Genomic DNA, 23,510 nt, shown 5'->3' on the forward strand with positions numbered 1-23,510 from the left:
TATCCTACTGTAATAGTGGTTGGAAATTGTTTTGTATGACATGAAACACTTCTAGCTTCAAATCCCAATCAAAAGAAAATAGCTGAAATTCTGTTCTAGACAGAGCTCCAGCCATTCATATTTACAATTTTGGTTCCCAAGAAACAAGGGCTGCATGGAAATCATGTCGATAATAATAACGTCCATCTCGTTCCTCGATAAATGGTGCAAGTGCTTGCTCAACATGTGAACGCTCAAAATCAGCCTGTAGTATTTTTTTACTTTGCACAGTGACAAGCTGGTCGTATGTTTCATATTCATATACTCTTTCTAAGGGAATAATTTTGCACTCTGCATATATATCCATTTCATACAGCAAATTTAAAAATTCAATATAATCTCGACGGGGAAATTTAATAGCGTAGCCATATTGCTCATATAAAACTTCATAATGTGGCTGAATCGGTCCTGTTGTCATGCCAATAATAGCACGCTTTTTTGCTAAACGATTCATATGTGTGAGCGCTACTTTAATTTCATACATTCGATAAAAACAGTTCACGCCCACCACAATATCATGTGGCATTAGCTCTTCTTCGGCAAGATTCTCCCATTTGGCATGTACATAGGAAATATGTGACTGATTTGACATACAGGCAGCTAAATACTGCAAGACACTTTCTGAGCTATCGACACATGTTAATTGACGTGCTTTAGTGGCTAAAGGAAAGGTATAATTGCCCCAACCTGGTCCAATTTCAATGACTGAATGCTCAGGCTGAATCCATTTTTCAATTTCCTGATAAATAGAGGTAGCATAGGGGTCTGTTTGCTTTATCTTTTTGCGTGCAATTGACTGCGCCCAAAACTGTTCCTCCAAGGTATCATCAATCATTCGTTCAGGCATATGCCCATGCCAATCCTTCATCCCCTCTTGCCATAATGCTTCATAATCAATGGCTAATGGACCTTTTCTCGTCATATGGATACTCCTACTATTTCATAAACTTTTTGCATATCGAGATGTGTGCGTACATGCTTCGCCAGCATATTATAAGCATCCTCTCGACGTTCTGCATCACTTTTTACATCACTTGGTAGTGCCACTAAACCTTTTTTTACACGCAGCGCATTAACAAGCTGACGTGTAAACGAGCGATTATGGAATAAACCATGGAAATACGTCCCGATTACTTGTTCATCGGTACTCACAGCCCCATCTACTCGCCCATCTGCTAGCTGTAAAAATGGTGCTACTTCCTCACGTAAAATTTTTGTACGCCCAAGATGGATTTCATAGCCTGTAAATGTGTCCTGTCCTCTTGTGCCTGTCATTTGGACCGTCTTTTTATCCCCAACAAATACTGTTTCAATGGGGAGTAGCCCTAAACCTTGTGCCGCCTCGCCATCTCCCTCTACTGCATCGGGGTCAAGCAATGTTTCCCCAAGCATTTGAAAGCCACCACAAATTCCGATAATTTGTGTGCCTTGTTGCTGCAATTTTTGAATCGCTTCATCAAAGCCCTGTTCCTTCAGCCATGCTAAATCATCCATTGTGCTCTTTGTCCCTGGAATGATAAGTAAATCAGGTGTCCCTAATTCCTTGATATGTCCAATTAAACGTACACCGACTTCTGGTTCATCAAAAAATGGGTCAATATCCGTAAAATTTGAAATACGTGGTAAACGAAGCATCGCCACATCGATCGCAAATTCACCAAGCTTTGGCTTTTTAAAGCGTAGAGACGACAAAGCAAGTGAATCCTCTGCCTCAATATTGACATCCACATACGGAATCACCCCAAGCACTGGAATCCCTGTTTCACGTTCCACCCATTCAATACCATCATCCAATAATTCACGCAGTCCTCGAAATTTATTAATAATCAAGCCTTTGACACGGGCACGCTCATCTTCATCTAGTAAGGCTAATGTCCCAACAATGGAGGCAAAAACACCGCCACGGTCAATATCTGCCACAAGGACAACTGCTGCATCCGCTAAATGAGCCATACGCATATTGGCAATATCTCGATCTTTTAAGTTAATTTCTGCTGGGCTTCCTGCACCTTCAAGCACAATCACATCATATGTATGTTGTAACGTTCGTACAGATTTTTCCACAATGGGCATTGCCTCTTGTACGAATTGATTGCGGTAACTTTTAGCATCCATATTCAAAAAATGCTTGCCATGCACAATGACCTCCGATACCATGTCCTGCTTGGGCTTTAGTAAAATCGGGTTCATATCAGTTGTTGCGACTACACGAGCCGCTTCCGCCTGTACACCCTGTGCTCGCCCAATTTCTCCGCCATCCTGCGTGACAAATGAATTGAGTGCCATATTTTGCGACTTAAAGGGCACAACCTTCAAGCCATCATCGGAAAAAATACGACATAAGGCAGTACAAATCATGCTTTTGCCAACATCTGAGGCCGTTCCTTGAATCATAATTGCTTTTGCTGGCATTCATCATTCCTCCATGCGATTAAAATTCGAGCCCTTTGACGGCTGGTATACCTTCCTCATAATAATGCTTCGTTGCATCAATGGTAGACACTAAATCCGCCATAGCAATCAAGGCTGGATGTGCACTGCGCCCTGTAATGACGACATGCATTGTGGACGGACGTTGCTGTACTGCCTCTAACACCTCTGCTAATGGCAACACATCATCAATTGGAAACTTCGTAATAGCGAGGGCATTATTCAATTCATCTAGCACCAAAAGGTCAATCGTTTCATCTTGTAAAGCGACTTTCACCTTACCCCACGCTTTCTTTAAAGCAAGGCGATGCTCCTCAGGTGTTTTTGTCCATGTAAAGCCAATGCCCATTTGCTCCATCTCCACACCGAGCTTTCTCAGGGCGATTTGCTCACCATATGTTCGCTCTGGTGATTTAATAAACTGCATATAGCGCACTTTCAAGCCTCGACCAACCGCACGCAATGTCACACCAAGCGAGGCAGTCGTTTTGCCCTTGCCATCTCCTGTATATACTAGCAACAAGCCTTTTCTAGCCATCTAGCTCCTGCCTCCTTTTACAGCCATGTTGTTTTTTCTTCAAAAGGTGTACGTTTTTTATCAGCTAGCTCCTCTTGCTCTGGATAACCAATAAAAATTGTGCCAACAACTTGCTGTGTCTCACTTGCACCAATAAAGGCATGCATACGCGCATCATGTACAAGTCCAACACCACGTGTACGCCAAACAAAGCCAAGCCCTTGCTCCTCTGCTGCTAGCCACATTGACATAATGGCACTACATACCGCAAAGACATTATCCTTTGTTGCCTCCTCATCACCCTCTACTATATCTGCCGTAACAACAATCGCAACGGGTGTTGTTTGAACAACTTTAATAGAACTTTCCACCAAATTTGGCTTTGTTGGGAAGCGCTCTTGTAAATAGGCATAAGCCAACGCTTCATAACGTTGCATCGCTTCCCCTTGTAGCACATAAAAATGCCATGGCTCACGCATACGGTCATTCGGTGCATACGTTGCTGCCTGTAAAATTTGCGCTAGTTTCTCTTTTTCAACAGGCTGTGTCGTGTAATTACGAATTGCTCGACGTTTTTTTAATGCTTCCATCACCGTCATTTGATTATCTCCTTTTTCCATTCAATTCCTTGCTCCTGAAACCATTGAATCTTCTCACGCACGCTGACTACATCACCAACAAGTATCATAGACGGATTACTGTAGCCCTCCTGTTCAATCATCACAGCAATTTCATCTAGCTGTCCTGTTATCGTACGTTGTTTTTCTGTTGTGCCCCATTCAATGACCGCTACTGGCGTAGAAGCAGCTCGACCGTGTTCAATGAGCTTCCGCGTAATATACGCAATATTGCCAACACTCATATAAAAAGCCACTGTATCAATGCCTGTTGCTAAAGCTGACCAATCTAAAAAATCCTGCCCCTTTTCATCACGCCCATGCCCCGTCACAATCGCAAAGCTTGTTGCCAAATCACGATGGGTCACAGGTATCCCTGCATAAGCTGGTGCAGCAATGCCTGCTGTAATGCCTGGTACAACTTCATATGGAATACCATGCTGTCGTAACACTTCTGCCTCCTCTGCACCACGTCCAAACACAAAAGGATCGCCACCCTTTAAACGTGTCACCACTTTACCTTGCTGTGCCTTTTCGACAAGCAATGTATGAATTTCCTCCTGAATCAGATGATGCTTACCAGGCATTTTTCCACAATAAATCAGCTCTGCATCTAGCTTGGCATGATCGAGTAATTTTGGATTCACTAGACGATCATAGGCAATGACATCTGCCTTTTGAATACATTCCAAGCCATAGACTGTGATAAGCTTTGGATCACCTGGCCCTGCACCTACTAAATAAACGATTCCGTTGTTCATAGCGTGTCTCCCATCAATAATTGTTGTAAATAAGCTTCACGCTGTTCAATTTCTCCGTTACGTGTCCATTCTAATAAAGATGGTGCTAATAACGCTTGTAATGCTGCTCTTCTTTGTGCACCTTTATCAAATTTTGCTGTAATCATTAAGCGGGCCTGCTGTAAAAAGCTGATATAGTCGTCATAAACATCATCAAATTGTTCAGCCAGCTCTGCTTTAATTTTCCGTGCTAAGGCAGGACTTGCACCAGATGTGGATACCGTTAAAACGAGTGGTCCACGACGCACTGTAGCTGGCATAATAAAATCGCTCTCACTCTGCTGATCTGCACGATTCACTAGCTGCCAATGCTGTGCTGCCTCTTGTACTGCTTCATTAACAGCTGTATCATTTGTTGCCGCAATAATTAAAATCGCATCATCTAAATCACTTGGCTCGAATGCTTTTTTATGCCACGTAATTTGCTGTGCTGTTATAAAAGGCTGTAACCCCTCTGTCACCTCTGGGCTAATTACTACAATTTGAGCCTTTGTTGGCAGCAAGGATGCCACCTTTTGTAAAGCTACATGTCCCCCACCCACAATCACGGCTTTTTTATAGTCAAGATTCAAATGAATTGGAAAATAATTAGTCATTGTTTTTCACCTTCTTGCAAGCTAGTAGCCAATTATCTACCAGCTTGGGATTCGATACAAAATGAAAATGTGTATAGCCTGCTACTAGATTATTTGCTTGATAGCCTTCCTTCTTTTTGCCAAAGCGTCCAACTGTTTCATAGGCAGGGCTTTGATGTTCGCCAGTATACTTGGAATAATGGAATTCATGTCCCTTCGCCGTTTCCTCTGCACCGATTAAAAAATTCTCAGCTGTGCCAAAAATCTCACGATAGCCTAGTGCTGCAAGCTTTGTTTGCATAGCTACCTCACCAGTAATCACGCCGACCATGTCATAGCGTTCCCCTTGACTTGTCGTAATCGCCTCTGTTAAATACATAAAGCCACCACACTCCGCTAATGTTGGCAGTTCTTTAGCTATCGCTTCTCGAATAGATGCTTTCGCCACTTCATTTTGAGCCAGCACATCCGCAAATTCCTCTGGGAAGCCACCACCAATATATAAACCATCTGCCTCTACTGGCACAGGCTCATTGGCAAGCGGTGAGAAAAATTGCAATGTTGCCCCTTTTGCACGTAGCAATGCCAGATTTTCTTCATAATAAAAATTAAAGGCGGCATCCTTTGCCACAGCAATACAAATATTTTGGGCAGGCTGTTCCTCAAATAGCTGAGCCGTTTCTTCTAACACAGGTGCTGTCGTTAAGGCTAGCAACTGCTCCAAATCAATCGTGTCAGCCATTAATGCACCAAGCTTATCAAAAAAGGAATCGAGCTCACCACGTTCAATCGCTGGCACTAGCCCTAAATGCCGGCTTGGAATGGCAATCCCTTCCTCACGCTTTAAATAGCCAATCACAGGAATACCACATTCTTGCTCAATGGCTGCCTTCGCAATCTCATAATGCCCCACACTACCTACTTGATTGGCAATGACACCGACAATATTTGGCTTATCGGATAACATTTGAAACCCCTTGACCACTGCCGCCACACTACGTGCCATACTTGCACAGTTGACGATTAAAATGACTGGGCTTTCTGTAATGACACTAATATCTGCCGCAGAGCCTTCATCTGATAATGGACTTTTCCCATCATAAAAGCCCATGACGCCTTCAATAATTGAAACGTCCGCATCCTTACTTGCTCTAGCGACAATATCGCGTACAGCCTCCTGTGAAAACATCCAGCTATCAATATTGCGTGAGCTACGTCCTGTTACAGCTGTATGATAGGTTGGGTCAATATAATCTGGTCCACATTTAAAGCCTTGTACGTTGTAGCCTTTATTTTGGAAAGCTTTCATTAGGCCAATGGTGAAGGTTGTTTTCCCAACACCGCTACCTGTCCCTGCCAACACAAAGCGATGCGTTTGCATAGATTTCACCCCTTAAAATGGTAAACGTGCAACTGAAATCGTTGCATTGCCTGATTTTTTCTTTTCTATTAATAATGAATTTACCTGTGCATAACGCATCGCAGCAGGCTCACTCACCCCATATGCACCTGTATATTTAAAAACCGTTTCTGACGGTGATGGGAAATCGATTTCATTTAATTCAGCAGGTGTATAAGTAACAAATGCCCAATCATATTTTTTCGTAATTTGAAGGAAGCATTCTTCATCCTTTTTCAAATCAATTGTACATACTGCCTTGACACTTTTCTTCGATAATTTCAATTCCGCTAATGTGTCATCAATGACCTGTTCAATCTCTTCTATAGATGTCCCACGATTACAGCCCATGCCAAGCACTAAAGATTTTGGTCGATAAATGACACCATTTTCAAGCAATACTTCTTCCTCAGGCTCAATCATACGATCTGTAATCAGCAATGTAGCATGTGGCTTCGCTGCTATGGCTGCTTGTGTGGATGGATACACTTGAATTTGTGCTGGCATTGGTGTATCACGCATCCACCAATCCCGCTCACCTGTTTCCTGCACAATCGCCACATGCTCCTCATTGACGACAGAGGCACTAACAGGTGTTAATTTGTCTGCACTATCCCATACCCAGCCAAAACGTGCACCAAATAAATCCACAGGAATCGTTTTTTGCACATCGGAGGCGGTTGTAATAATCGGTGTTGCGCCAATTGCTGCGGCAACCTCATGTGTTAGCTCATTTGCACCACCTAAATGGCCTGATAACACACTAATGACATTGTCACCACGATCATCAATGACCACTACACCAGGGTCTGTCTTTTTATCCTGTAAAATCGGCGCAATCATTCGCACCACTGCCCCAAGTGAAATAATTAAAATCAGCCCTTTATATTGCTTAAAAAGAGTCGGTAAAAGCAAGCGGACTGTGCCTGTAAAAAGCTGAATATGCTTTTCAACCTCATCGCCCTGCTCGAATTTACTCATATAATATAAATCACTTGCCGCAAATGTTTGCTGTAGGCGACGTCCAAGTTGAACACCATGCTTGGTAATCGCTACCACTGCATAAGGATTGCGCTGCTCTACGTTAGGTAAAACGCCTTCCTGTAGCTCAATCATTTGCTTTCACACCTTTTCTAAAGCCATGTGTAAAGGTGGCATCATATAGTTTTGAGCGATATTCGTCTTTATCATGAATATTTGGATCCAATGCCCAGCCTGCTAAAATCATCGCATGTTTGCGAATACCATTAACACGCATAGCTTCATCTAATTCTATCAATGTGGTGCGCACAATTTTTTGATCTGGCCATGAAGCACGTTGAATCACCGCTACAGGTGTATCATCTGCCCAGCCTGCACTTTGCAATTCCTTGACAATTTTCTTCGTTAATGTCGCACTTAAAAATAAAGCAATTGTACAATGATGGCTTGCTAAATCACGTAGCTTTTCAAACTCTGGTACAGGTGTACGTCCCTCTGCTCTCGTTAAAATCAATGTTTGCGTTAAATCAGGAATTGTTAACTCTGCACCAATGGCAGCTGCCGAGGCAAAGACCGAACTAACCCCTGGAATCACCTCATAGCCAATGCCCTCCTTCTTTAATAAAGCAACCTGCTCCATTGTTGCCCCATACATCGCAGGGTCTCCCGTATGTAAACGTACCACCATTTTACCTTGCTGCACACGCTCCACCATGACGGCGACCATTTCCTCTAAGTGCATACCCGCTGTACGAATGACCTCTGCATCTGGTTTTGCCTTTGCCACTAAATCCTCACTGACCAACGAGTCCGTATACATCACAACATCTGCCGTTTGTAGCATATGTAAGCCTTTTACCGTAATTAAATCAGGATCACCAGGACCCGCTCCAACCACATAAATTTTTTTCGTCATTATTTGCGCACCACCATTAATGTTAAATATTCTAAATCAACACCATCAAGCTCACGGACATCCCAAATAATTTCCTCATCAGATGTCACCTTCGTTACAACTGATGCTTTATCCAGTAAATCTAAATCACGTAACACTTCCAGCATTAAATCAATGACCTTGGCTACTTTAATAAACACAACGGCATCATGCGTTTCAATCGCTTCACGCATCGCCTCGTAATCATCATAAGCAGGAATAATGGCCACACGATCATCGCCATCTGCTAATGCAATACCAAGGCGAGAAGCCGAGCCATTAAAGGACGAAATTCCTGGCACTGTGCGAATTTCTACGTCTGGATGTTTGTCCTGCATCAACTTCATCATATGGATAAACGTACTATATAATAACGGATCGCCTTCTGTAACGAATGCCACATCCTTACCCTCTTGCAATTTTTCATAAACAAGCTCTACTGACTTTGTCCATTCACGTGCCAGCACTTCCTCATCCTTTGTCATTGGAAACACAAGCCCTAACATATCCTTTTCCTCAGGATTGATATAAACATCGACAATTCGGTGGGCATAGCTTTTACTGCCACGTAGCTTTTTTGGATAGGCAATCACAGGTGACTCTTGAATCACTCGGAATGCCTTTACTGTAATTAACTCTGGATCGCCAGGCCCTACGCCCAAGCCATATAAAATACCTACATTACTCATCATTGTCTTCCTTTCGATAGGCCGAAATAATATAAATCGGGTTTAGTGGTACAAAGCGTGTCATATCTAAAATAGGCTTACTGCGTGCAAGCTGTGCCTGTAAAATTTCGACTGCCATGCCACAAGCTTTAAACGCCTCCACTGCCTTATATAAATTTTCAATCGTTGCTGCATTTAATACAATGCGCCCATTTGGCTTCAAACGCCCGCAACATAATTGTAGTAGCTCCACCATTTCGCCACCTGTACCGCCGATAAAAATAGCATCAGGGTCAGGGAATGCCTCTAGTCCCGCTGGTGCTTTACTATGAATCGCTGTGATATCTACACGAAATTTTTGTTGATTTTGCACACAGTTTTCAAGGTCAGGCGCATTTTTTTCCACCGCAAAAATTTGCCCCTCTGGTGCGAGCTTGCCTGCTTCAATGGCCATTGAGCCTGTGCATGTACCGATATCCCACACAATGCTATCCTTTTGAAGCTGCATCGCCTGCAAGCTTAGAACACGAATTTCCTTTTTCGTAATTAACCCTTTATCAGGCTTGCGCTGTGAAAATGCCTCATCATCAATGCCAAGTGTATACATTGGCGCTGGTGCTGTTTGCTGTAAAATCACGACATTTAATGTGGAAAACGTTGCTTGCTCCAGCTCATCTAAGGAATACCAGCCACATTTCTCGCTAGCACCTTGTAAATTTTCCGCCACAAAGACACGGTACTCATGCATACCAAAATGCTTTAAATAACGGGCAAGAGCATTAGGGCTATTGTCTGCATCTGTTAATAGTGCAATCTTCTTTTTGCCATCAATACGCTGTGCCAAGCCTTTCATCGAGCGTCCATGAATACTTGTGACATACGCATCCTGCCAGCTTTCGCCCATTTTCGCAAAGGCTAGCTGAACTGAGCTAATATAGGGATATACTTCTATTGTTAATTTTTTCGCTAAATAACTACCAAGCCCATAAAATAATGGGTCACCCGATGCTAAAATAACCGTTTTTCTTGTTTCAGCAGCCAATTTGTCAACAAGTGCCACTAAACCACCTTTAATCACGATTTTTTCACCCGTAAAATCAGGGAAAAAGGCTAGCACACGCTCACCGCCAACCAGTACCTCGCATTCCTCAATCCATTGCAAATACTGTGGCAATAGGCTTGCTTGCCCATTATCCCCGATCCCAATTAACTTCATCGATGGATGCAATGTCATCAGCCCTTCCTAATAATTGTCCCTTCATCGAATAAATCGATGTAGATAGCGTTAAGCCGCCTTTCACATGGTGTAAGGAAGAATAACAGCATGCCTCACACAAATGTTGGAAAAATGCCAGATAATCTTTTTCCAGCATAATATCACCCACTTGTGCGGCTGTATTCGCTGTACGCACTTCCTCTACAGTTTCTTCATCTGCCCCACTTTGCTGTGCTAACTGTGCTAAAAAATTAAAATCAATCGGTGCACTTTTGGAATGCACCATCATGACACCTTGTGCCACCTTTGAAAATTTCCCCATCATGCCAACAAGTGATACTTGCTTCACACCAAGTCGCTTGCAATGCTTTAACGTAAAGCCAACAAAATCGCCCATTTCAATAAAGGCTTCTTCTGGTAGCTCAGGATATTGTGCCATGCCGTATTTTTCACTGCGTCCACCCGTTGTAATCACGACATGCTCACAACCCGCCGCTCTTGCGACACTAATCGCTTGCACAATACTCGCCATATACGCTGAACTTGAAAAAGGCACGACCGTTCCTCGTGTGCCTAATATTGAAATTCCTCCGATAATGCCAAGCCGTCCATTCAACGTTTTTTTCGCTATTTCCTCCCCATCAGGTACGGAAATGATGACATTGACACCACGCTCAATATGGAAATCATCCAACACACCTTGTACAGTCGTTGTAATCATTTTACGTGGCACAGGGTTAATAGCTGCCTCTCCAACAGGTACTGGTAAACCTGGCTTTGTGACACGTCCAACGCCAATACCGCCATCCAAATGAATACCTGGTGTATCCGCCCAGCTCACCGTACCAACAATTAAGGCTTTATGTGTGGCATCTGGATCATCGCCTGCATCTTTAATCGTTTCACAGCGCACTGCGTCCTGTTCAAATAGACATTTTTCAATGGTAAAGGTAGCATCACGTCCAATTGGTAAATGGATTGTACTTGTTTCTTGCGCTTCCTTTGTAATGAGCGCTATTAATGCGGCCTTCGCTACAGCCGTAGCACAGGACCCTGTCGTGTACCCGTGACGCATGTCCTTAGGGTCCTTTTTCGGCTTTTTCTCCATTATTTTTTTGCCTGTTCGTCTGCTAAAAGTGAAATCGCATTTAATGCGGCAACCGTCACTGTACTACCGCCTTTGCGTCCAACATTTGTAATATAAGGAATACCTTCTAGCTTCGTTAGCTCCTCCTTCGATTCAGCTGCTGACACAAAACCAACTGGCATCCCAATAATTAAATCTGGCTTTGCTAAACCTTCTTTGATTAAACGAATAAGCTCTAATAAAGCTGTTGGTGCATTACCAATGGCATAAATACCGCCCTCATGTAACTTTGCTGCCTTTTGCATCGAAATAATCGCACGTGTTGTATTTTGCTTTTTCGCTTCAATGGAAACGTCCTCATCGGCAATATAGCAATGTAAATCGCCGCCATGCTTTTGGAAACGTTTTTTTCCTGAGCCACTTTCAATCATTTGGACGTCTGCAATGACATGGCGACCTGCCAAAATCGACTGAATCCCCGCTTCAATTGCACCTGGTGTAAGTATGACACTACGTCCAAGCTCAAAGTCAGCCGATGCGTGGATAATACGACGCACTACCTTCCATTCATCCTCTGAGAAATTGTGCTTGCCCATTTCCTCAGCAATAATGGCAAAACTATAATCATAAATTTTATCTGGGTCTACTGTTAACGGTTTAAATTCTGTTTTAAAATCCATTTGTCATGGCCTCCTAAAGTGTCTGTTGTACGGCTTGTATCACATCTTCAAATGTGGAATATTGCACACCATATTTAATATTTGGTCTGGCAATTAAAATCGTTTCAATCCCACAAGCAAGAGCAGCATCTAGTTTTTCATCGACAGAGCCAACCTTGCCACTTTCCTTAGTAATCATCAATGTTACATTATATTGACGGAATAGTGCCTCGTTTAATTCCTGTGAAAATGGTCCTTGTATCGCCACAATATCACGCTGTGCCACACCCAATGCCTCACATTTTTCCATATTATCTAATCGAGGCAACATACGGGCAATGACCCTTGTATTATCTAAGCCAAGCAAAGCTTTCGTAAAGGTAGCAAGCGTTTTACTACCTGTTGTCAGCATAATGACACCACGCTTTTCAGCCGCTAACTGTGCCGCTTCTTCATAATCTTTCACAACAGTAATCAATGGATGGCTGTACTGCTGATTGGCACGTTCATAACGAATATACGGTATACCTGCTTGTTCAGCCGCCGCCATCGCATTTTTCGATGCCTCCTCCGCAAATGGATGAGAGGCATCGACAACTAAGCGATATTGTTGCTTTGTTAATATCTCTGCCATTTCCTCAGCCGTTAATCGACCAACTAAATGTGGTAAGCCAGCCTCCGCCAATGTGGAGGCGGCCGATTCTGTCACAACTGTTGCTGTCACAGCATAATCTGCTTGCTGTAAGGCTAAGGCTAAATTTCTGGCATCGCTTGTCCCCGCTAGCATGAAAATCATTGTACTGGCTCCTCTTCATGATGGTGGTCATGGTCGTGATGATGGTGATGTTCGTGATGGTGGTGATGATGTGCATGACCGTGTTCCGCTGCATAGGCACGGTAATTCTCTAAATCCTGCATACCCGTTGATGTGCCATTGACTGCCTGCTCAATACGCTCTAATAGCACATTTTGTAAGCGTTCGTGATAGCCGAAATAGTTAGCAATTTCAATATCACAAGCTGGATACTGCTCATTGAATTGCTGACACATACCCTTCATACGTTCCATTAAAATGCCTGTGAATAAAAAGTATGGTAGCATAATGATTTTTTTCGCACCTAATTTCACACAGCGCTCAATACCTTCCTCCACTCGTGGATCTGTTACTCCCATAAAGGCACTTTCCACATACTTCACAGGTGATTTTTCCCATAAAAGACGTGTAATTTTATAGAAATCACCATTCGCCTCTGGATCACTACCACCTCGTGCAATTAATAAAATGGCTGTATCCTCAGGATTATCCTCTGCATTAAAGCCAATTTCAGCTAAACGATCTGCTAAAATAGCAAAAATCTCATCGTGGACACCAATTGTTTGTCCATATGTGAAGGTAACCTGTGGGTAATGCTCACGCGCATGCTCAATTTCAGCTGGAATATGCAATTTTGAATGCCCTGCATGTAATAAAATAATGGGAATCACATGCACCTCTGTTGCCCCTTTTTTGACGCAATTTGTAATCCCCTGCTCAATATTCGGTGAAGCAAACTCTAAAAAGCATGTTTCCACTAAAAATTCCTTATCAATGCGTGGTGTCATTTGCTCAATAAATGTACGCACCTCATCATTTCCTGCTGCTAAACGGCTACCATGCCCTACAAATAAAATTGCTTTCATCTCAACACTACCTTTCTATTAGTCGCCACAAGGAGCTGGCTCTATTTCAATTTTGGAAGACATATCTTGATACGTGAAATGCAAAATCTTTTTCACTCGTTTGAAATATTTAAAAAGACGCTCATTCGGGTGAGCATTTGCCTTATATTCCTCGACAATATTCGTAATAAACGAAATCAATTGTTCTGGCTCTAGCCCTTCAACAACAGGTTGTCCTGCATGTGCTGTACGTCCTACTGGCTTTGCCCCGATAAAGACATCAAACTTCTGTTTGCGATAAACAATACCAATATCATCGAATACAGCACGATAACAAGCCATTCCGCAGCCATTAAAGCCGATATTCAATGTTTTAGGTAATGCCAGTCCACCTAACTTTGCTTGAATTTCCTCTGCATAGGGAATCGAATCTGCCTTTTCACCATAGCAAAAATCACAAGCTTTCAAATTTAGTACATCACCAATTGGTGCAAGTAAAAAGCCAACTGCACGCAATTTTTCAGTAATTACCTCAGGTTCTGTTGTAGGAATTTTCAAATGAATTTGGTGCTCAGGTGTATATTCCATCGTACCTGCCTCACCCACAACCTCCGCCAATGTCATCATTTGCTGTGGAGTGAAAAATTTATTGGCAACACCAGGACTGACAGCCAATTCAAAAATGGATTCTATTTTTTGCTGAACTAGCTTCGGTGTCACTTTTACCTCAGTGGTTGCACCCTTAATCATTGTCAATGCGGCTGTTGCCATTTCAAGTGCTGTTTTTTTAGGCTTCGGCTTAATCGCTACAGTCGATTGAATACGGTTGGCATTTGGGTCTGTGGCAAAATCATCTCGTGCCTGCCCTGTTTGCTGATTGAGTGCCCATGGTTCATTTTCTTCTCGTAAACGCTGATGTGGACGTAGTGGCTGTTTTTCTTCCCCAAGTGTATATTTACGCTGGTAGCCACGCGGTGTAATCATTTTATTATCATAGAAAAACGTTGACGAGTTACCGATTACCACCGTTGTTAACATGCCAATATCATGCTCTAGCATTTCTGCCAATGTCGTCATCGTAATTTCTTGACGCTCACGATAGGCACTCTTTACCAAGCCAACTGGTGTATCGGGAGAGCGATATTCGAGTAAAATCCGCTGTGCTTCTACGATTTGCCTTGTACGGCGACCACTTTTTGGGTTATATAATGCAATCACGAAATCTGCCATTGCTGCTGCTTCTACACGTTTGGCAATTAAATTCCACGGTGTTAAATGGTCACTTAAGCTAATCGTACAAGCATCATGCATAATGGGTGCACCTAGTAAGCTTGCACAGGAGTTAATCGCCGAGATACCAGGCACAACTTCCACGGCAACCCCTGTTGCCTCTGTCCAGCCTTGTTCGATTAACACTTCATACACTAAGCCTGCCATCCCATATACCCCAGCATCACCACTGGAAATTACAGAGACAATACTGCCCGCCTCTGCTTGTCGCACCGCTTCCTGTGCACGAGAAACCTCCTCTGTCATCCCTGTACTAACAATAGATTTGGCGTTCACAAGGTCTTGAATAAGCTCTACATACGTTTTATAGCCAATAATCATATCGCTTTGCTGTAACGCTTCCACAGCACGCGTCGTAATATGCTTAAAATCACCAGGTCCAAAGCCAACGACAAAAATCTTTCCTTTTTGTGTCATATTTACCCCTCTTTCACCTTGTCAATTCCTTTAATCGCTGTTGTTTGTGTAGTACGTTGCAAAACGCCTTCACGCAATGCAAAGACATGCTCCTGCTGTAAGGATACATGGTGTAAATCTTGGACAAGTGCCCTTGCATGTGCTGTTGTCGGCACTCGATACCAATTGCCCTGCGGATAAGCAATCACGACACAGGCATCCTTACATCGCCCATTACAGCGTGTTCTTGTTGTATGTATTTCCTTATCAAGTGCTAGCTGCTGGATTTCATCACGAATCGCCTGTGTAATCTCTTCGCCCTCTTTTTTCATACAGCTACTGCCATTGCAAATAAAAAGATGTGTTTTCATTCCCTCTAAATTCCATGTTGTCATACGATAACTCCCCTCATTCGCCTCCATTTATCTTGCTCTATCCGTCACTTTTCCAAAAAGAAAAACCTTCACTCTCCAAAGAAGAGTAAAGGTTTATAGAAGCCAAATAAAAACGAATATATGTATACTACTCGCTCTCGCTTCAACTTCTCCCTCCGAAAAGTTTACATGCTGACATCTATAAGCAGGTTTCCTGACTTTAGCTTCACTTTACTCTCGCACCTTCCCAAGTTTGCACCAGTGGCACCTGCGATTTCATCAGCTTTACAGTAGCGGGGGCTGTAGCGGATTTTCACCGCTTTCCCTATTATCCCGAAACACTTCGGGCACTTATAGACGATATGTATTTTTAATAGAAAACTGTCTTAATCATAACGCATAATTTGAAAAATTCAATATTTCTCGCAAAACTTTTCCTGAAAAAAGGATAGCATCTTATCTATCGTTCATGTTACACTTCTCGTGAAATCTCACAATTTTATCGTTTTTCGGTGTAAAATGGTAGACATTTTACTTAAAAGGGAAGCTGGTTCAAATCCAGCGCGGTCCCGCCACTGTAAAAGGGAGTTTTATAGAGCATGCCACTGTCCAATGGATGGGAAGGCCTATAAAATGTTGAACTTAAGCCAGGAGACCTGCCGAAAAATAGGCAATCGTTTTACCCTACGAGGATAGGTGTGCGGCTTAATGGATGATGATCTATTTTTAGCTATGCACTTTTCCGCTATTTGGAAAGGTGCTTTTTCTTTTCCGCATACAACTCAATATTTCAACATGGAGGAGGAAAAAGATGAGATTATCAATTTGGAAGTGTAGTTATTTTTTACTGGCATTATTGCTTGTGCCAAATCGTGCGTTTGCCATGCATATTATGGAGGGCTTTTTACCTATCGAATGGGCAATTTTTTGGTGGGCACTCTCACTACCATTTATTATTTTAGGATTACGTTCAATTCGTAAAACCATCGAGGCGAACCCTGAAACGAAGATGATGCTTGGTTTATCAGGCGCATTTGCCTTTGTGCTATCGGCATTGAAAATTCCTTCTGTCACAGGAAGTTGTTCACATCCAACAGGGGTAGGCCTTGGGACAGTGTTGTTTGGCCCTCTAGCAATGAGCGTTATTGGCTCCATCGTCCTCTTATTCCAAGCACTACTACTTGCACACGGCGGACTCACGACATTAGGAGCTAATGCCTTTTCAATGGCGATTGCAGGACCATTTATCGCCTACTTTATTTTTAAAGGGTCGCAAAAATTAGGCTTGTCTTTCTCGATAGCTGTTTTTCTTGCAGCGATGCTTGGTGATTTAGGTACATATTTGGTGACATCTGTTCAGCTTGCCCTTGCTTTTCCATCTGAGGTTGGTGGCTTCTTTGCTTCCTTTACTAAATTTGCAGGTATTTTTGCCCTAACACAAATTCCATTAGCAATTAGCGAAGGTATTTTAACAGTCATTGTCATGAATTTCTTAAAAAAATACAATGTCAGTGAGCTAAAGGCATTACGTGTCTTCTCGGCAAAGGAGGTTCATTAAAATGAAAAAAACCTTATTATTACTAGCCATTGTTGTCTTATTAGCGATTATTCCATTATTTATACAAAAGGGTGCTGAATTTGGTGGAGCTGATGGTGAAGCAGAGATGGCAATTGGCGAAATCAATGCAGATTATGAGCCATGGTTTGAAAGTTTATGGGAGCCACCAAGTGGAGAAATTGAAAGTTTACTATTCGCATTACAAGCAGCAATTGGTGCTAGCTTTATCGGGTACTTTATTGGCTATATGCGTGGTAAGCATAAGGAAGGCTAAATAATGCTACTCATTGATAAATATGCTTATATCAATCAACTAGCAACTGTTCATCCATTAGAAAAAATGACATTTTCACTTGGGTTTTTGCTGTTATCACTTATTTTACAGGATGCACGTATCTCACTCATTACATTTTTTGTAATGAGTGCTTTTATCATTATCGCTGCGAAAATTCCTTTTCGTTACTATATAAAATTACTCGCTTTACCGAGCGCCTTTTTATTGACGAGTTTACTATCCATTATCGTGTCCCTTACTTCAGCAGCAAATGCGCTCCCACCCCATCTTTGGGCTTTTTCTTGGCATGGCTGGGTACTATTTATTGGCACGGCAAGCCTTGCGACAGCACAACAGCTTTTCTTTACCGTCCTTGGCAGTATTAGCTGCTTATATTTTTTAATGCTCACAACATCCATTCAAGCGATTTGCTATGTGTTACGACAATGGCGATTACCCATCCTATTGATAGAATTAATTGAGCTAACGTACCGCTTTATTTTTCTCTTTTTAGAAAGCATGCAAAATATCCATCTCGCCCAACAAGCTCGTCTCGGCTACCATTCCTTCTCTGTTTGGTTACGCTCCATCTCGATGCTGATTGTCGCTTTATTTGCAGAGATGTTTCAGCGCAGTCGTGCCTTAAACAATGCGATGCAAGCTCGTGGTGGTGATATGGTCTATTGGCAAGAGCCGATTCCTTACTGTAAGCGAAATTGGATTTTGATGACTTTCACATTTTTAGCTCTTTTACTTTATGGAGGCTTCTACAAATGAGCACAACTTATTTTGATTTACAGCATGTATCCCATTGTTATACGGATGGAACACATGGACTAACAGATATTACGTTATCCATTCCAAAAGGTAAAAAAATTGCCGTTCTCGGCCATAATGGCGCCGGGAAATCTACCCTTTTTCAACATTTAAACGGTATTTTACAGCCTACAACTGGCACAATTCTTTTTCATGAACAACCACTACAGTATACGAGAAAAGCGTTAAAAGCCTTACGACAGCAAGTAGGCATTGTTTTTCAAGATGCTGACTCACAGCTTTTCTCAGGCACAGTCAAACAAGATATTGCCTTTGGACCAATGAATCTTGGCTGGTCAACCGATAAAATTGAGCAGCAAGTAGCATGGGCTGTGGCACAAACAGATGTCGAAGCATTGCTAGATAAGCCTATCCATTTTTTGAGTGTGGGACAAAAAAAGCGTGTAGCGATTGCAGGTGTGTTAGCAATGGAGCCTTCTATTTTATTATTGGATGAGCCCACTGCTGGATTAGACCCCTTTTACGCAACGAAAATTTTGCACTACTTAGCAAAATTAGTGGACGGAGAACGCACCATTCTCCTATCCACACATGATATTTCACTTGCCTATGAATGGGCTGACCAAATCATTGTGATGGAGGCTGGTCGTATTATTTATAACGGTGATGTGGTTGCTTTATTTTACGAGGATGATTTACTAGCAAGAGCCCATTTAGAACGTCCATGGGTATTCGATATGGCGCTCGCATTACAGCAGAAAAAGCTCTTACCAGCCGATATGCCGATGCCCCGCTCCAAAGCAGATTTACAAAAATTAATAGAACAGCTTTAACTTTCTTCAAAGAGAAGCTTCATACTATATGTGGCTTCTCTTTTTTGCTTACATGGCTAGTACATTTGTTCATAGCAACCTAGTTATTATTGATACTAAAAATGATATACTATAGCTAAATTGAACAGCTAGCATATAGGTTTTATATGGTAGTTTAGAGGTGATATGAATGAAATTACTACAAAAAATTTTATTAACGATTCTATCAACAGTCATCATCATTTTCATTGTCATTTTAGGCATTACTATTTTTCAAACCAATCAGTTAACCGTGGAAAATGCGAAACAACTAGCACAAGCAGAAGGTGTTAAAAATGCCAATGAAATTCAAATCGAGCTTGATTACGCAATTGACGTTGCACGTACCATCACGACGAACCTAGAAACGATGGCTTCGGAGCATAAAGGTGATCGAGCATTAGCCAATACTATGCTAAAGCAAGTGCTGAAACAGGAGGAAAATGAGGATTTTATTGCGGTATGGACTGCATGGGAACCTAATGCCTTTGACCAGCAAGACGACTTGTATATAAATACAGAAGGACATGATCAAACAGGACGCTTTATTCCTTTTGTAAGTCGTGAAGGTAATACGATTACCACCGTACCACTCGTTGATTATGATATTGAGGAGCCAGACAATTACTATTGGACTGTGAAACAACAAGGTCAAGAAGTGATTTTAGAGCCTCTTATTTATCCAGTTGGCGACCAAGAAGTGTTAATGGTTTCTGTCGTATGCCCTATTTTTATCGACAAACAATTTGCAGGAATTTTAGGTGTCGATATGAGCTTAGATGCTCTTCAAACGTTAAATAATCAAGTAAAATTATATGACACTGGATTCGGCGCTATTATTTCCAATGGAGGTAGCTATGTTGCCCATCCTGAAGCAGATTATATCAATACGAAACTGGCAGATAAAGCTCAATACACACATTTAACAGAAATTCAATCTGCTATTCAGCAAGGTCAGCCTTTATTAGTAAAAGATTTTTCAGAGTACTTACATGATGAAGCCTATATTGCGGTATCCCCTATTCAAATTGGGTATACAACAACACCATGGTCATTATTAATCACGATTCCAACAAACGAAATTATGGCGAAATCTAATCAGTTAATGTGGACATCTGCTTTAATTGCTCTTGTTGGCATCGTCATTTTAATCATCATTATCGTGTTAGTAGCTCGTCGTATTGTCCAGCCAATCGTTTCTACTGTAGCACAAGTACAAACCATTGCGGCTGGTAACTTAAATATAGAACCTTTACAAGTAACATCTAAAGATGAAATCGGTGAATTAGCACTTGCTATGAATATGATGACTGAAAATACAAAAGCCCTCATTCAAGAGGCCGCTACAATTTCCAACCAAGTTAGTGCCTATAGTGAGGAGCTTATGTCCTCCACAAATGATATGAGCAGTGGCATCGAGCATGTGTTGACCACAACGAGTGAATTAGCAACAGGTGCATCACTGCAAGCAGAACAAGCCACTTCTACACTAGAAATTACGCAAGAAGTTGGCAGAAAAATGGCGCAAATCCAGTCATATGTTACAAATATGATGAATCGCTCCCAACAAACCGAGCAATCCTCGCAGTTAGGCATGGCGAATGCGGAGCAATCCATTCAAGGGATGGACTTAATGGAGCAGAAAGTGACCGCAACAGCACTGGTTGTCCAACAGCTAGGTGAAAAATCAAGCGAAATCAATCGCATTTTACAGGTCATTGACGATATTGCAGCTCAAACAAATTTATTAGCGTTAAATGCAGCAATTGAGGCCGCTCGTGCAGGAGAACATGGCAAAGGCTTTTCCGTTGTAGCGGAAGAAGTACGAAAATTAGCAGAAGAATCTTCAAAATCGACAAGTCAAATTTCGTTGATTATTGAAAATGTTTTACAAGAGTCCACATTAGCGAGCCAATCCATGAATGGCGTTGTGCAGGAAGTACAGACAAGCGTGCAGCTAATTGATGCCAATAAACAGGCTTTAGATGATATTATGCAAAACATTTTAGCAATGGTGGAACAAATTCAGCATGTCACAGCCGCTTCAGCATCCATTAACACTGAAACACATGAGGTAGTACTTGCGGTTGAAAATATTACAGCCATTAGCCAGCAATCCTCTGCTGGCTCAGAGGAACTACTAGCTACAATGGAGCAACAAAATGCCTCTGTTCACCAAATCAATGCTATGGCAAAAAGCTTAGCGACAATGGCTGAATCCTTGCAGCAAGCATTAGCTAAATTCCATTATTAAGCAAGATAAAAGCACTTCCAATGATATTGATTGGGAGTGCTTTATTGTATTGGACAATCAACTAATGTAGGAGAAATGGATTAATACCTCTGTCTTGCTGATATCGAGCTTTTTTACACTCGTTTGTGATATTAAATAAGTGCGGTTTTCAGAAAGCAACACAGCACCAGTCCTTTATTGACTTGATGCTGTGTTGAATTAGCGATTAACCTAATATTTCCAAAATACCTTGACTCATTTGATTAATTTGTGCCATCATCGATTGAGATGATTGCAAAAGAACTTGATCCTTTTTCAATTTAGACATTTCTTTCGCCATATCCGCATCACGTAAAGTTGATTCCGTTTTCGTTAAGTTTTCTTCAGCATTTTTAACATAGTTGTAGCCATGCTCAAACGTATTTTGATAGGCTCCTATAATGGATCTGGCATTGGATGCTTTCAGAATTGCATTGTCAACTTTAGTAATTGCTGCATTTGCATTTTCTTGAGAATTAACAGAGAGAGGATCAATATTGAGCTCCTCTACTGTTACATTAGGTATTGATACTCTAACATTTTGTCCAGAATTACTGCCTACTTGTATGTTTAAATGTAAAAATTGTTCTCCCGCTGCTTCACCAAAAACATTCAGTTCAAACACACCACTATCATTACTTGGCCAATTCATACCATAATTCTCGGGTCTATAATCGTATATATATATTTTTGCACCATCAGACGCTAACTGTGAAAAGTGCTTTACAAAATTTGTTGCGTCATTTGGTAGTATATTTGAATTAGTTGGATCATACACAAATCCTGGTTGACCATAAGCTGTTTCAACTATTTTATTAACTAAATCAGTTCCGTTTGTAATTGTACTTATATCTACTTCCATCACTGGATTAGCAGCATTTAATCTTGATGTATCTGGATTCCCATTGACAAATTTAATACTATAGGCTTGATTGCAAGTACAACAAGTGTAGTAAACCCCTTTTCCATCTAACTTAGCTACATCACTGGCCGAGTTCATATTGCTAAAATCAATAATAGCACTAGCATAATCAATTGAATTATATGTATATTTATCCGTTATTCCTCTACTAGTTGTAATTTGTTGAACATATTGAGCTAAAGAACCAGATGGTACATTTTTTCCGCCTTTATCATACGTTCCAGCAAGCAAAAGCATGCCATTAAATTCCGTACTAGAAGTAATATCACGTATTCCTTGTATTATTTGGTCTACCTCTTGCTGTATTTTTTGTCTATCATCATCTGTTAACGTATCATTTGAAGCTTGTATGGCAAGTTCTCTAAGTCGTTGTAAATTAGGATCCAAGATATTTGCTAATCCCCCATCAGCGGTGTTAATTAAAGACAATCCATCTTGAATGTTCTCTCCAGCTTGATTCAACCCTCGAATTTGTGAGCGCATTTTTTCGCTAATACTTAAACCAGCAGCATCGTCAGCAGCTTGATTGATTTGATAGCCTGAAGAAAGTTTATTTAAAGTTTTATTTAATTCAGTATTTGTAGCGTTATATCGATTTTGTGCAAACAAACCTTGATTATATTGAATTCGCATTTTTAGCTCCTTTAAGTAGTAATGTTAGTAAAATAATATCGCAAAATTCCAATATAGTCCATTTATTAATGAGAAATTAGATATTTTATTATATAGGAATAAATATACAGTGTGGCTAGCAAAAAAATGTTTATATTTTCTAATTCGAAGCTATACTTTAAATAAGTATGGAGAAGGAGTATGGTTTCATCATATAGCATTAGGAATTGTAGTAGTAACATTCGAGGAAAAAATACTAACTTTCGTAACACTTGTGGCTTTATACTAGGTTCAAAGTGGTATGGCAATAAATAAAATCAATTACGCCCCAGCGTAATTGCGTCTGGATTTTTTTCGAGTTCACTCGTATAAAGGAAGTTAGCCTAAAAGCATCACATCCTGTGACAACGGCTTGTTAACACTGACGTTTCACTTTCGCGTAGAAAAAGATTTGCTGTCGCTTCGCTTTCGCACAGAAAACATCAACTGACCTACATCGTGTAGGCCCTCAAAATCCATGACACACGGTTTTTCTGTGCGAAAGCGTTAGCGTCAGGTACAACATCCGCCGGGGCTTTTATCTTGATTCAGTGAATGTCTTTT

23 protein-coding genes and 2 riboswitches are annotated in these 23,510 nt (G+C 41.4%); of the genes, 5 read left to right on the forward strand and 18 right to left on the reverse strand.

Going from position 1 to position 23,510, the window contains the following annotated elements; all coding sequences use genetic code 11:
* Positions 1 to 121: 121 nt before the first annotated feature.
* The 17 genes from OPF91_RS12010 to OPF91_RS12090 are packed head-to-tail and all read right to left on the reverse strand — an operon-like array spanning position 122 to position 15,662.
* On the reverse strand, positions 122 to 961 hold the full coding sequence (locus OPF91_RS12010; RefSeq protein ID WP_264988988.1) for a class I SAM-dependent methyltransferase: 840 nt from the start codon (positions 959 to 961) through the stop codon (positions 122 to 124).
* Complete coding sequence (locus OPF91_RS12015; RefSeq protein ID WP_264988989.1) at positions 958 to 2,451, reverse strand: cobyric acid synthase; 1,494 nt, start codon at positions 2,449 to 2,451, stop codon at positions 958 to 960. The genes OPF91_RS12010 and OPF91_RS12015 overlap by 4 nt, the downstream gene beginning before the upstream one ends.
* A 19-nt stretch (positions 2,452 to 2,470) precedes the next feature.
* Entirely contained in the window at positions 2,471 to 3,007 is a 537-nt protein-coding gene (locus tag OPF91_RS12020) for a cob(I)yrinic acid a,c-diamide adenosyltransferase (RefSeq protein ID WP_264988990.1), read from the reverse strand.
* A gap of 17 nt (positions 3,008 to 3,024) precedes the next feature.
* Positions 3,025 to 3,585, reverse strand: a complete 561-nt coding sequence (locus OPF91_RS12025; RefSeq protein WP_264989153.1) for a nitroreductase family protein — start codon at positions 3,583 to 3,585, stop codon at positions 3,025 to 3,027.
* Positions 3,582 to 4,364 carry a uroporphyrinogen-III C-methyltransferase gene (gene cobA / locus OPF91_RS12030; RefSeq protein ID WP_264988991.1) on the reverse strand — a complete coding sequence of 261 codons (783 nt, stop codon included), beginning with the start codon at positions 4,362 to 4,364 and terminating at the stop codon, positions 3,582 to 3,584. Before cobA ends, OPF91_RS12025 begins: the two co-directional genes overlap by 4 nt.
* Positions 4,361 to 4,999: a precorrin-2 dehydrogenase/sirohydrochlorin ferrochelatase family protein gene (locus OPF91_RS12035; protein ID WP_264988992.1), complete on the reverse strand. Its 639-nt coding sequence runs from the start codon at positions 4,997 to 4,999 to the stop codon at positions 4,361 to 4,363. The genes cobA and OPF91_RS12035 overlap by 4 nt, the downstream gene beginning before the upstream one ends.
* Positions 4,992 to 6,359, reverse strand: a complete 1,368-nt coding sequence (locus OPF91_RS12040; protein ID WP_264988993.1) for a cobyrinic acid a,c-diamide synthase CobB — start codon at positions 6,357 to 6,359, stop codon at positions 4,992 to 4,994. Before OPF91_RS12040 ends, OPF91_RS12035 begins: the two co-directional genes overlap by 8 nt.
* A 12-nt stretch (positions 6,360 to 6,371) precedes the next feature.
* Entirely contained in the window at positions 6,372 to 7,493 is a 1,122-nt protein-coding gene (locus OPF91_RS12045; RefSeq protein ID WP_264988994.1) for a cobalt-precorrin 5A hydrolase, read from the reverse strand.
* On the reverse strand, positions 7,486 to 8,274 hold the full coding sequence (cobM, locus tag OPF91_RS12050; protein WP_264988995.1) for a precorrin-4 C(11)-methyltransferase: 789 nt from the start codon (positions 8,272 to 8,274) through the stop codon (positions 7,486 to 7,488). Before cobM ends, OPF91_RS12045 begins: the two co-directional genes overlap by 8 nt.
* Positions 8,274 to 8,981, reverse strand: a complete 708-nt coding sequence (gene cobI / locus OPF91_RS12055; RefSeq protein ID WP_264988996.1) for a precorrin-2 C(20)-methyltransferase — start codon at positions 8,979 to 8,981, stop codon at positions 8,274 to 8,276. The genes cobM and cobI overlap by 1 nt, the downstream gene beginning before the upstream one ends.
* The gene (gene cbiE / locus OPF91_RS12060; RefSeq protein ID WP_264988997.1) at positions 8,974 to 10,194 is read right to left on the reverse strand and encodes a precorrin-6y C5,15-methyltransferase (decarboxylating) subunit CbiE; all 1,221 of its coding nucleotides are present in this window, start codon (positions 10,192 to 10,194) and stop codon (positions 8,974 to 8,976) included. The genes cobI and cbiE overlap by 8 nt, the downstream gene beginning before the upstream one ends.
* On the reverse strand, positions 10,151 to 11,284 hold the full coding sequence (locus OPF91_RS12065) for a cobalt-precorrin-5B (C(1))-methyltransferase (RefSeq protein WP_264988998.1): 1,134 nt from the start codon (positions 11,282 to 11,284) through the stop codon (positions 10,151 to 10,153). The genes cbiE and OPF91_RS12065 overlap by 44 nt, the downstream gene beginning before the upstream one ends.
* Positions 11,284 to 11,943, reverse strand: a complete 660-nt coding sequence (locus tag OPF91_RS12070) for a precorrin-8X methylmutase (protein WP_264988999.1) — start codon at positions 11,941 to 11,943, stop codon at positions 11,284 to 11,286. Before OPF91_RS12070 ends, OPF91_RS12065 begins: the two co-directional genes overlap by 1 nt.
* Before the next feature lie 13 nt (positions 11,944 to 11,956).
* Positions 11,957 to 12,718, reverse strand: a complete 762-nt coding sequence (gene cobK / locus OPF91_RS12075; protein WP_264989000.1) for a precorrin-6A reductase — start codon at positions 12,716 to 12,718, stop codon at positions 11,957 to 11,959.
* Positions 12,715 to 13,602: a sirohydrochlorin chelatase gene (locus OPF91_RS12080; protein ID WP_264989001.1), complete on the reverse strand. Its 888-nt coding sequence runs from the start codon at positions 13,600 to 13,602 to the stop codon at positions 12,715 to 12,717. Before OPF91_RS12080 ends, cobK begins: the two co-directional genes overlap by 4 nt.
* A gap of 18 nt (positions 13,603 to 13,620) precedes the next feature.
* Positions 13,621 to 15,288: a precorrin-3B C(17)-methyltransferase gene (gene cobJ / locus OPF91_RS12085; RefSeq protein WP_264989002.1), complete on the reverse strand. Its 1,668-nt coding sequence runs from the start codon at positions 15,286 to 15,288 to the stop codon at positions 13,621 to 13,623.
* Between the two features lie 2 nt (positions 15,289 to 15,290).
* Positions 15,291 to 15,662, reverse strand: coding sequence for a (2Fe-2S) ferredoxin domain-containing protein (locus OPF91_RS12090; RefSeq protein ID WP_264989003.1), 372 nt, complete (start codon positions 15,660 to 15,662; stop codon positions 15,291 to 15,293).
* A 166-nt stretch (positions 15,663 to 15,828) separates the two neighbouring features.
* Positions 15,829 to 16,011: riboswitch (cobalamin riboswitch) on the reverse strand.
* Positions 16,012 to 16,134: 123 nt separating this feature from the next.
* Positions 16,135 to 16,319: riboswitch (cobalamin riboswitch) on the forward strand.
* Positions 16,320 to 16,452: 133 nt separating this feature from the next.
* Between OPF91_RS12090 and OPF91_RS12095 the strand changes: the two genes are divergently transcribed.
* The 5 genes from OPF91_RS12095 to OPF91_RS12115 all read left to right on the forward strand — a co-directional run bounded on the left by OPF91_RS12095 (position 16,453) and on the right by OPF91_RS12115 (position 21,355).
* Positions 16,453 to 17,199: an energy-coupling factor ABC transporter permease gene (locus tag OPF91_RS12095; RefSeq protein WP_264989004.1), complete on the forward strand. Its 747-nt coding sequence runs from the start codon at positions 16,453 to 16,455 to the stop codon at positions 17,197 to 17,199.
* A gap of 1 nt (position 17,200) precedes the next feature.
* Positions 17,201 to 17,473, forward strand: a complete 273-nt coding sequence (locus OPF91_RS12100; RefSeq protein ID WP_264989005.1) for an energy-coupling factor ABC transporter substrate-binding protein — start codon at positions 17,201 to 17,203, stop codon at positions 17,471 to 17,473.
* Positions 17,474 to 17,476: 3 nt separating this feature from the next.
* Positions 17,477 to 18,250 (forward strand): cobalt ECF transporter T component CbiQ, encoded by a 774-nt coding sequence (cbiQ, locus tag OPF91_RS12105; RefSeq protein ID WP_264989006.1) that lies wholly within the window; start codon positions 17,477 to 17,479, stop codon positions 18,248 to 18,250.
* A complete protein-coding gene (locus OPF91_RS12110; RefSeq protein ID WP_264989007.1) occupies positions 18,247 to 19,083 on the forward strand; it encodes an energy-coupling factor ABC transporter ATP-binding protein in 837 nt (278 codons plus the stop codon). The genes cbiQ and OPF91_RS12110 overlap by 4 nt, the downstream gene beginning before the upstream one ends.
* A gap of 169 nt (positions 19,084 to 19,252) precedes the next feature.
* Positions 19,253 to 21,355, forward strand: a complete 2,103-nt coding sequence (locus tag OPF91_RS12115; RefSeq protein ID WP_264989008.1) for a methyl-accepting chemotaxis protein — start codon at positions 19,253 to 19,255, stop codon at positions 21,353 to 21,355.
* Positions 21,356 to 21,560: 205 nt separating this feature from the next.
* Here OPF91_RS12115 and OPF91_RS12120 read toward each other — a convergent pair whose 3' ends face one another.
* On the reverse strand, positions 21,561 to 22,928 hold the full coding sequence (locus tag OPF91_RS12120; RefSeq protein WP_264989009.1) for a flagellin N-terminal helical domain-containing protein: 1,368 nt from the start codon (positions 22,926 to 22,928) through the stop codon (positions 21,561 to 21,563).
* Between the last annotated feature and the right edge of the window lie 582 nt (positions 22,929 to 23,510).

The organism is Lysinibacillus piscis, from assembly GCF_026012395.1.
GTDB lineage: Bacteria > Bacillota > Bacilli > Bacillales_A > Planococcaceae > Lysinibacillus > Lysinibacillus piscis.

Excerpts from the sequence above, each read along its gene's own strand:
- OPF91_RS12010 (WP_264988988.1), bottom strand. The coding sequence starts at position 961 with ATGACGAGAAAAGGTCCATTAGCCATTGATTATGAAGCATTATGGCAA.
- OPF91_RS12015 (WP_264988989.1), bottom strand. The coding sequence starts at position 2,451 with ATGCCAGCAAAAGCAATTATGATTCAAGGAACGGCCTCAGATGTTGGC.
- OPF91_RS12020 (WP_264988990.1), bottom strand. The coding sequence starts at position 3,007 with ATGGCTAGAAAAGGCTTGTTGCTAGTATATACAGGAGATGGCAAGGGC.
- OPF91_RS12025 (WP_264989153.1), bottom strand. The coding sequence starts at position 3,585 with ATGACGGTGATGGAAGCATTAAAAAAACGTCGAGCAATTCGTAATTAC.
- cobA (WP_264988991.1), bottom strand. The coding sequence starts at position 4,364 with ATGAACAACGGAATCGTTTATTTAGTAGGTGCAGGGCCAGGTGATCCA.
- OPF91_RS12035 (WP_264988992.1), bottom strand. The coding sequence starts at position 4,999 with ATGACTAATTATTTTCCAATTCATTTGAATCTTGACTATAAAAAAGCC.
- OPF91_RS12040 (WP_264988993.1), bottom strand. The coding sequence starts at position 6,359 with ATGCAAACGCATCGCTTTGTGTTGGCAGGGACAGGTAGCGGTGTTGGG.
- OPF91_RS12045 (WP_264988994.1), bottom strand. The coding sequence starts at position 7,493 with ATGATTGAGCTACAGGAAGGCGTTTTACCTAACGTAGAGCAGCGCAAT.
- cobM (WP_264988995.1), bottom strand. The coding sequence starts at position 8,274 with ATGACGAAAAAAATTTATGTGGTTGGAGCGGGTCCTGGTGATCCTGAT.
- cobI (WP_264988996.1), bottom strand. The coding sequence starts at position 8,981 with ATGAGTAATGTAGGTATTTTATATGGCTTGGGCGTAGGGCCTGGCGAT.
- cbiE (WP_264988997.1), bottom strand. The coding sequence starts at position 10,194 with ATGACATTGCATCCATCGATGAAGTTAATTGGGATCGGGGATAATGGG.
- OPF91_RS12065 (WP_264988998.1), bottom strand. The coding sequence starts at position 11,284 with ATGGAGAAAAAGCCGAAAAAGGACCCTAAGGACATGCGTCACGGGTAC.
- OPF91_RS12070 (WP_264988999.1), bottom strand. The coding sequence starts at position 11,943 with ATGGATTTTAAAACAGAATTTAAACCGTTAACAGTAGACCCAGATAAA.
- cobK (WP_264989000.1), bottom strand. The coding sequence starts at position 12,718 with ATGATTTTCATGCTAGCGGGGACAAGCGATGCCAGAAATTTAGCCTTA.
- OPF91_RS12080 (WP_264989001.1), bottom strand. The coding sequence starts at position 13,602 with ATGAAAGCAATTTTATTTGTAGGGCATGGTAGCCGTTTAGCAGCAGGA.
- cobJ (WP_264989002.1), bottom strand. The coding sequence starts at position 15,288 with ATGACACAAAAAGGAAAGATTTTTGTCGTTGGCTTTGGACCTGGTGAT.
- OPF91_RS12090 (WP_264989003.1), bottom strand. The coding sequence starts at position 15,662 with ATGACAACATGGAATTTAGAGGGAATGAAAACACATCTTTTTATTTGC.
- OPF91_RS12095 (WP_264989004.1), top strand. The coding sequence starts at position 16,453 with ATGAGATTATCAATTTGGAAGTGTAGTTATTTTTTACTGGCATTATTG.
- OPF91_RS12100 (WP_264989005.1), top strand. The coding sequence starts at position 17,201 with ATGAAAAAAACCTTATTATTACTAGCCATTGTTGTCTTATTAGCGATT.
- cbiQ (WP_264989006.1), top strand. The coding sequence starts at position 17,477 with ATGCTACTCATTGATAAATATGCTTATATCAATCAACTAGCAACTGTT.
- OPF91_RS12110 (WP_264989007.1), top strand. The coding sequence starts at position 18,247 with ATGAGCACAACTTATTTTGATTTACAGCATGTATCCCATTGTTATACG.
- OPF91_RS12115 (WP_264989008.1), top strand. The coding sequence starts at position 19,253 with ATGAAATTACTACAAAAAATTTTATTAACGATTCTATCAACAGTCATC.
- OPF91_RS12120 (WP_264989009.1), bottom strand. The coding sequence starts at position 22,928 with ATGCGAATTCAATATAATCAAGGTTTGTTTGCACAAAATCGATATAAC.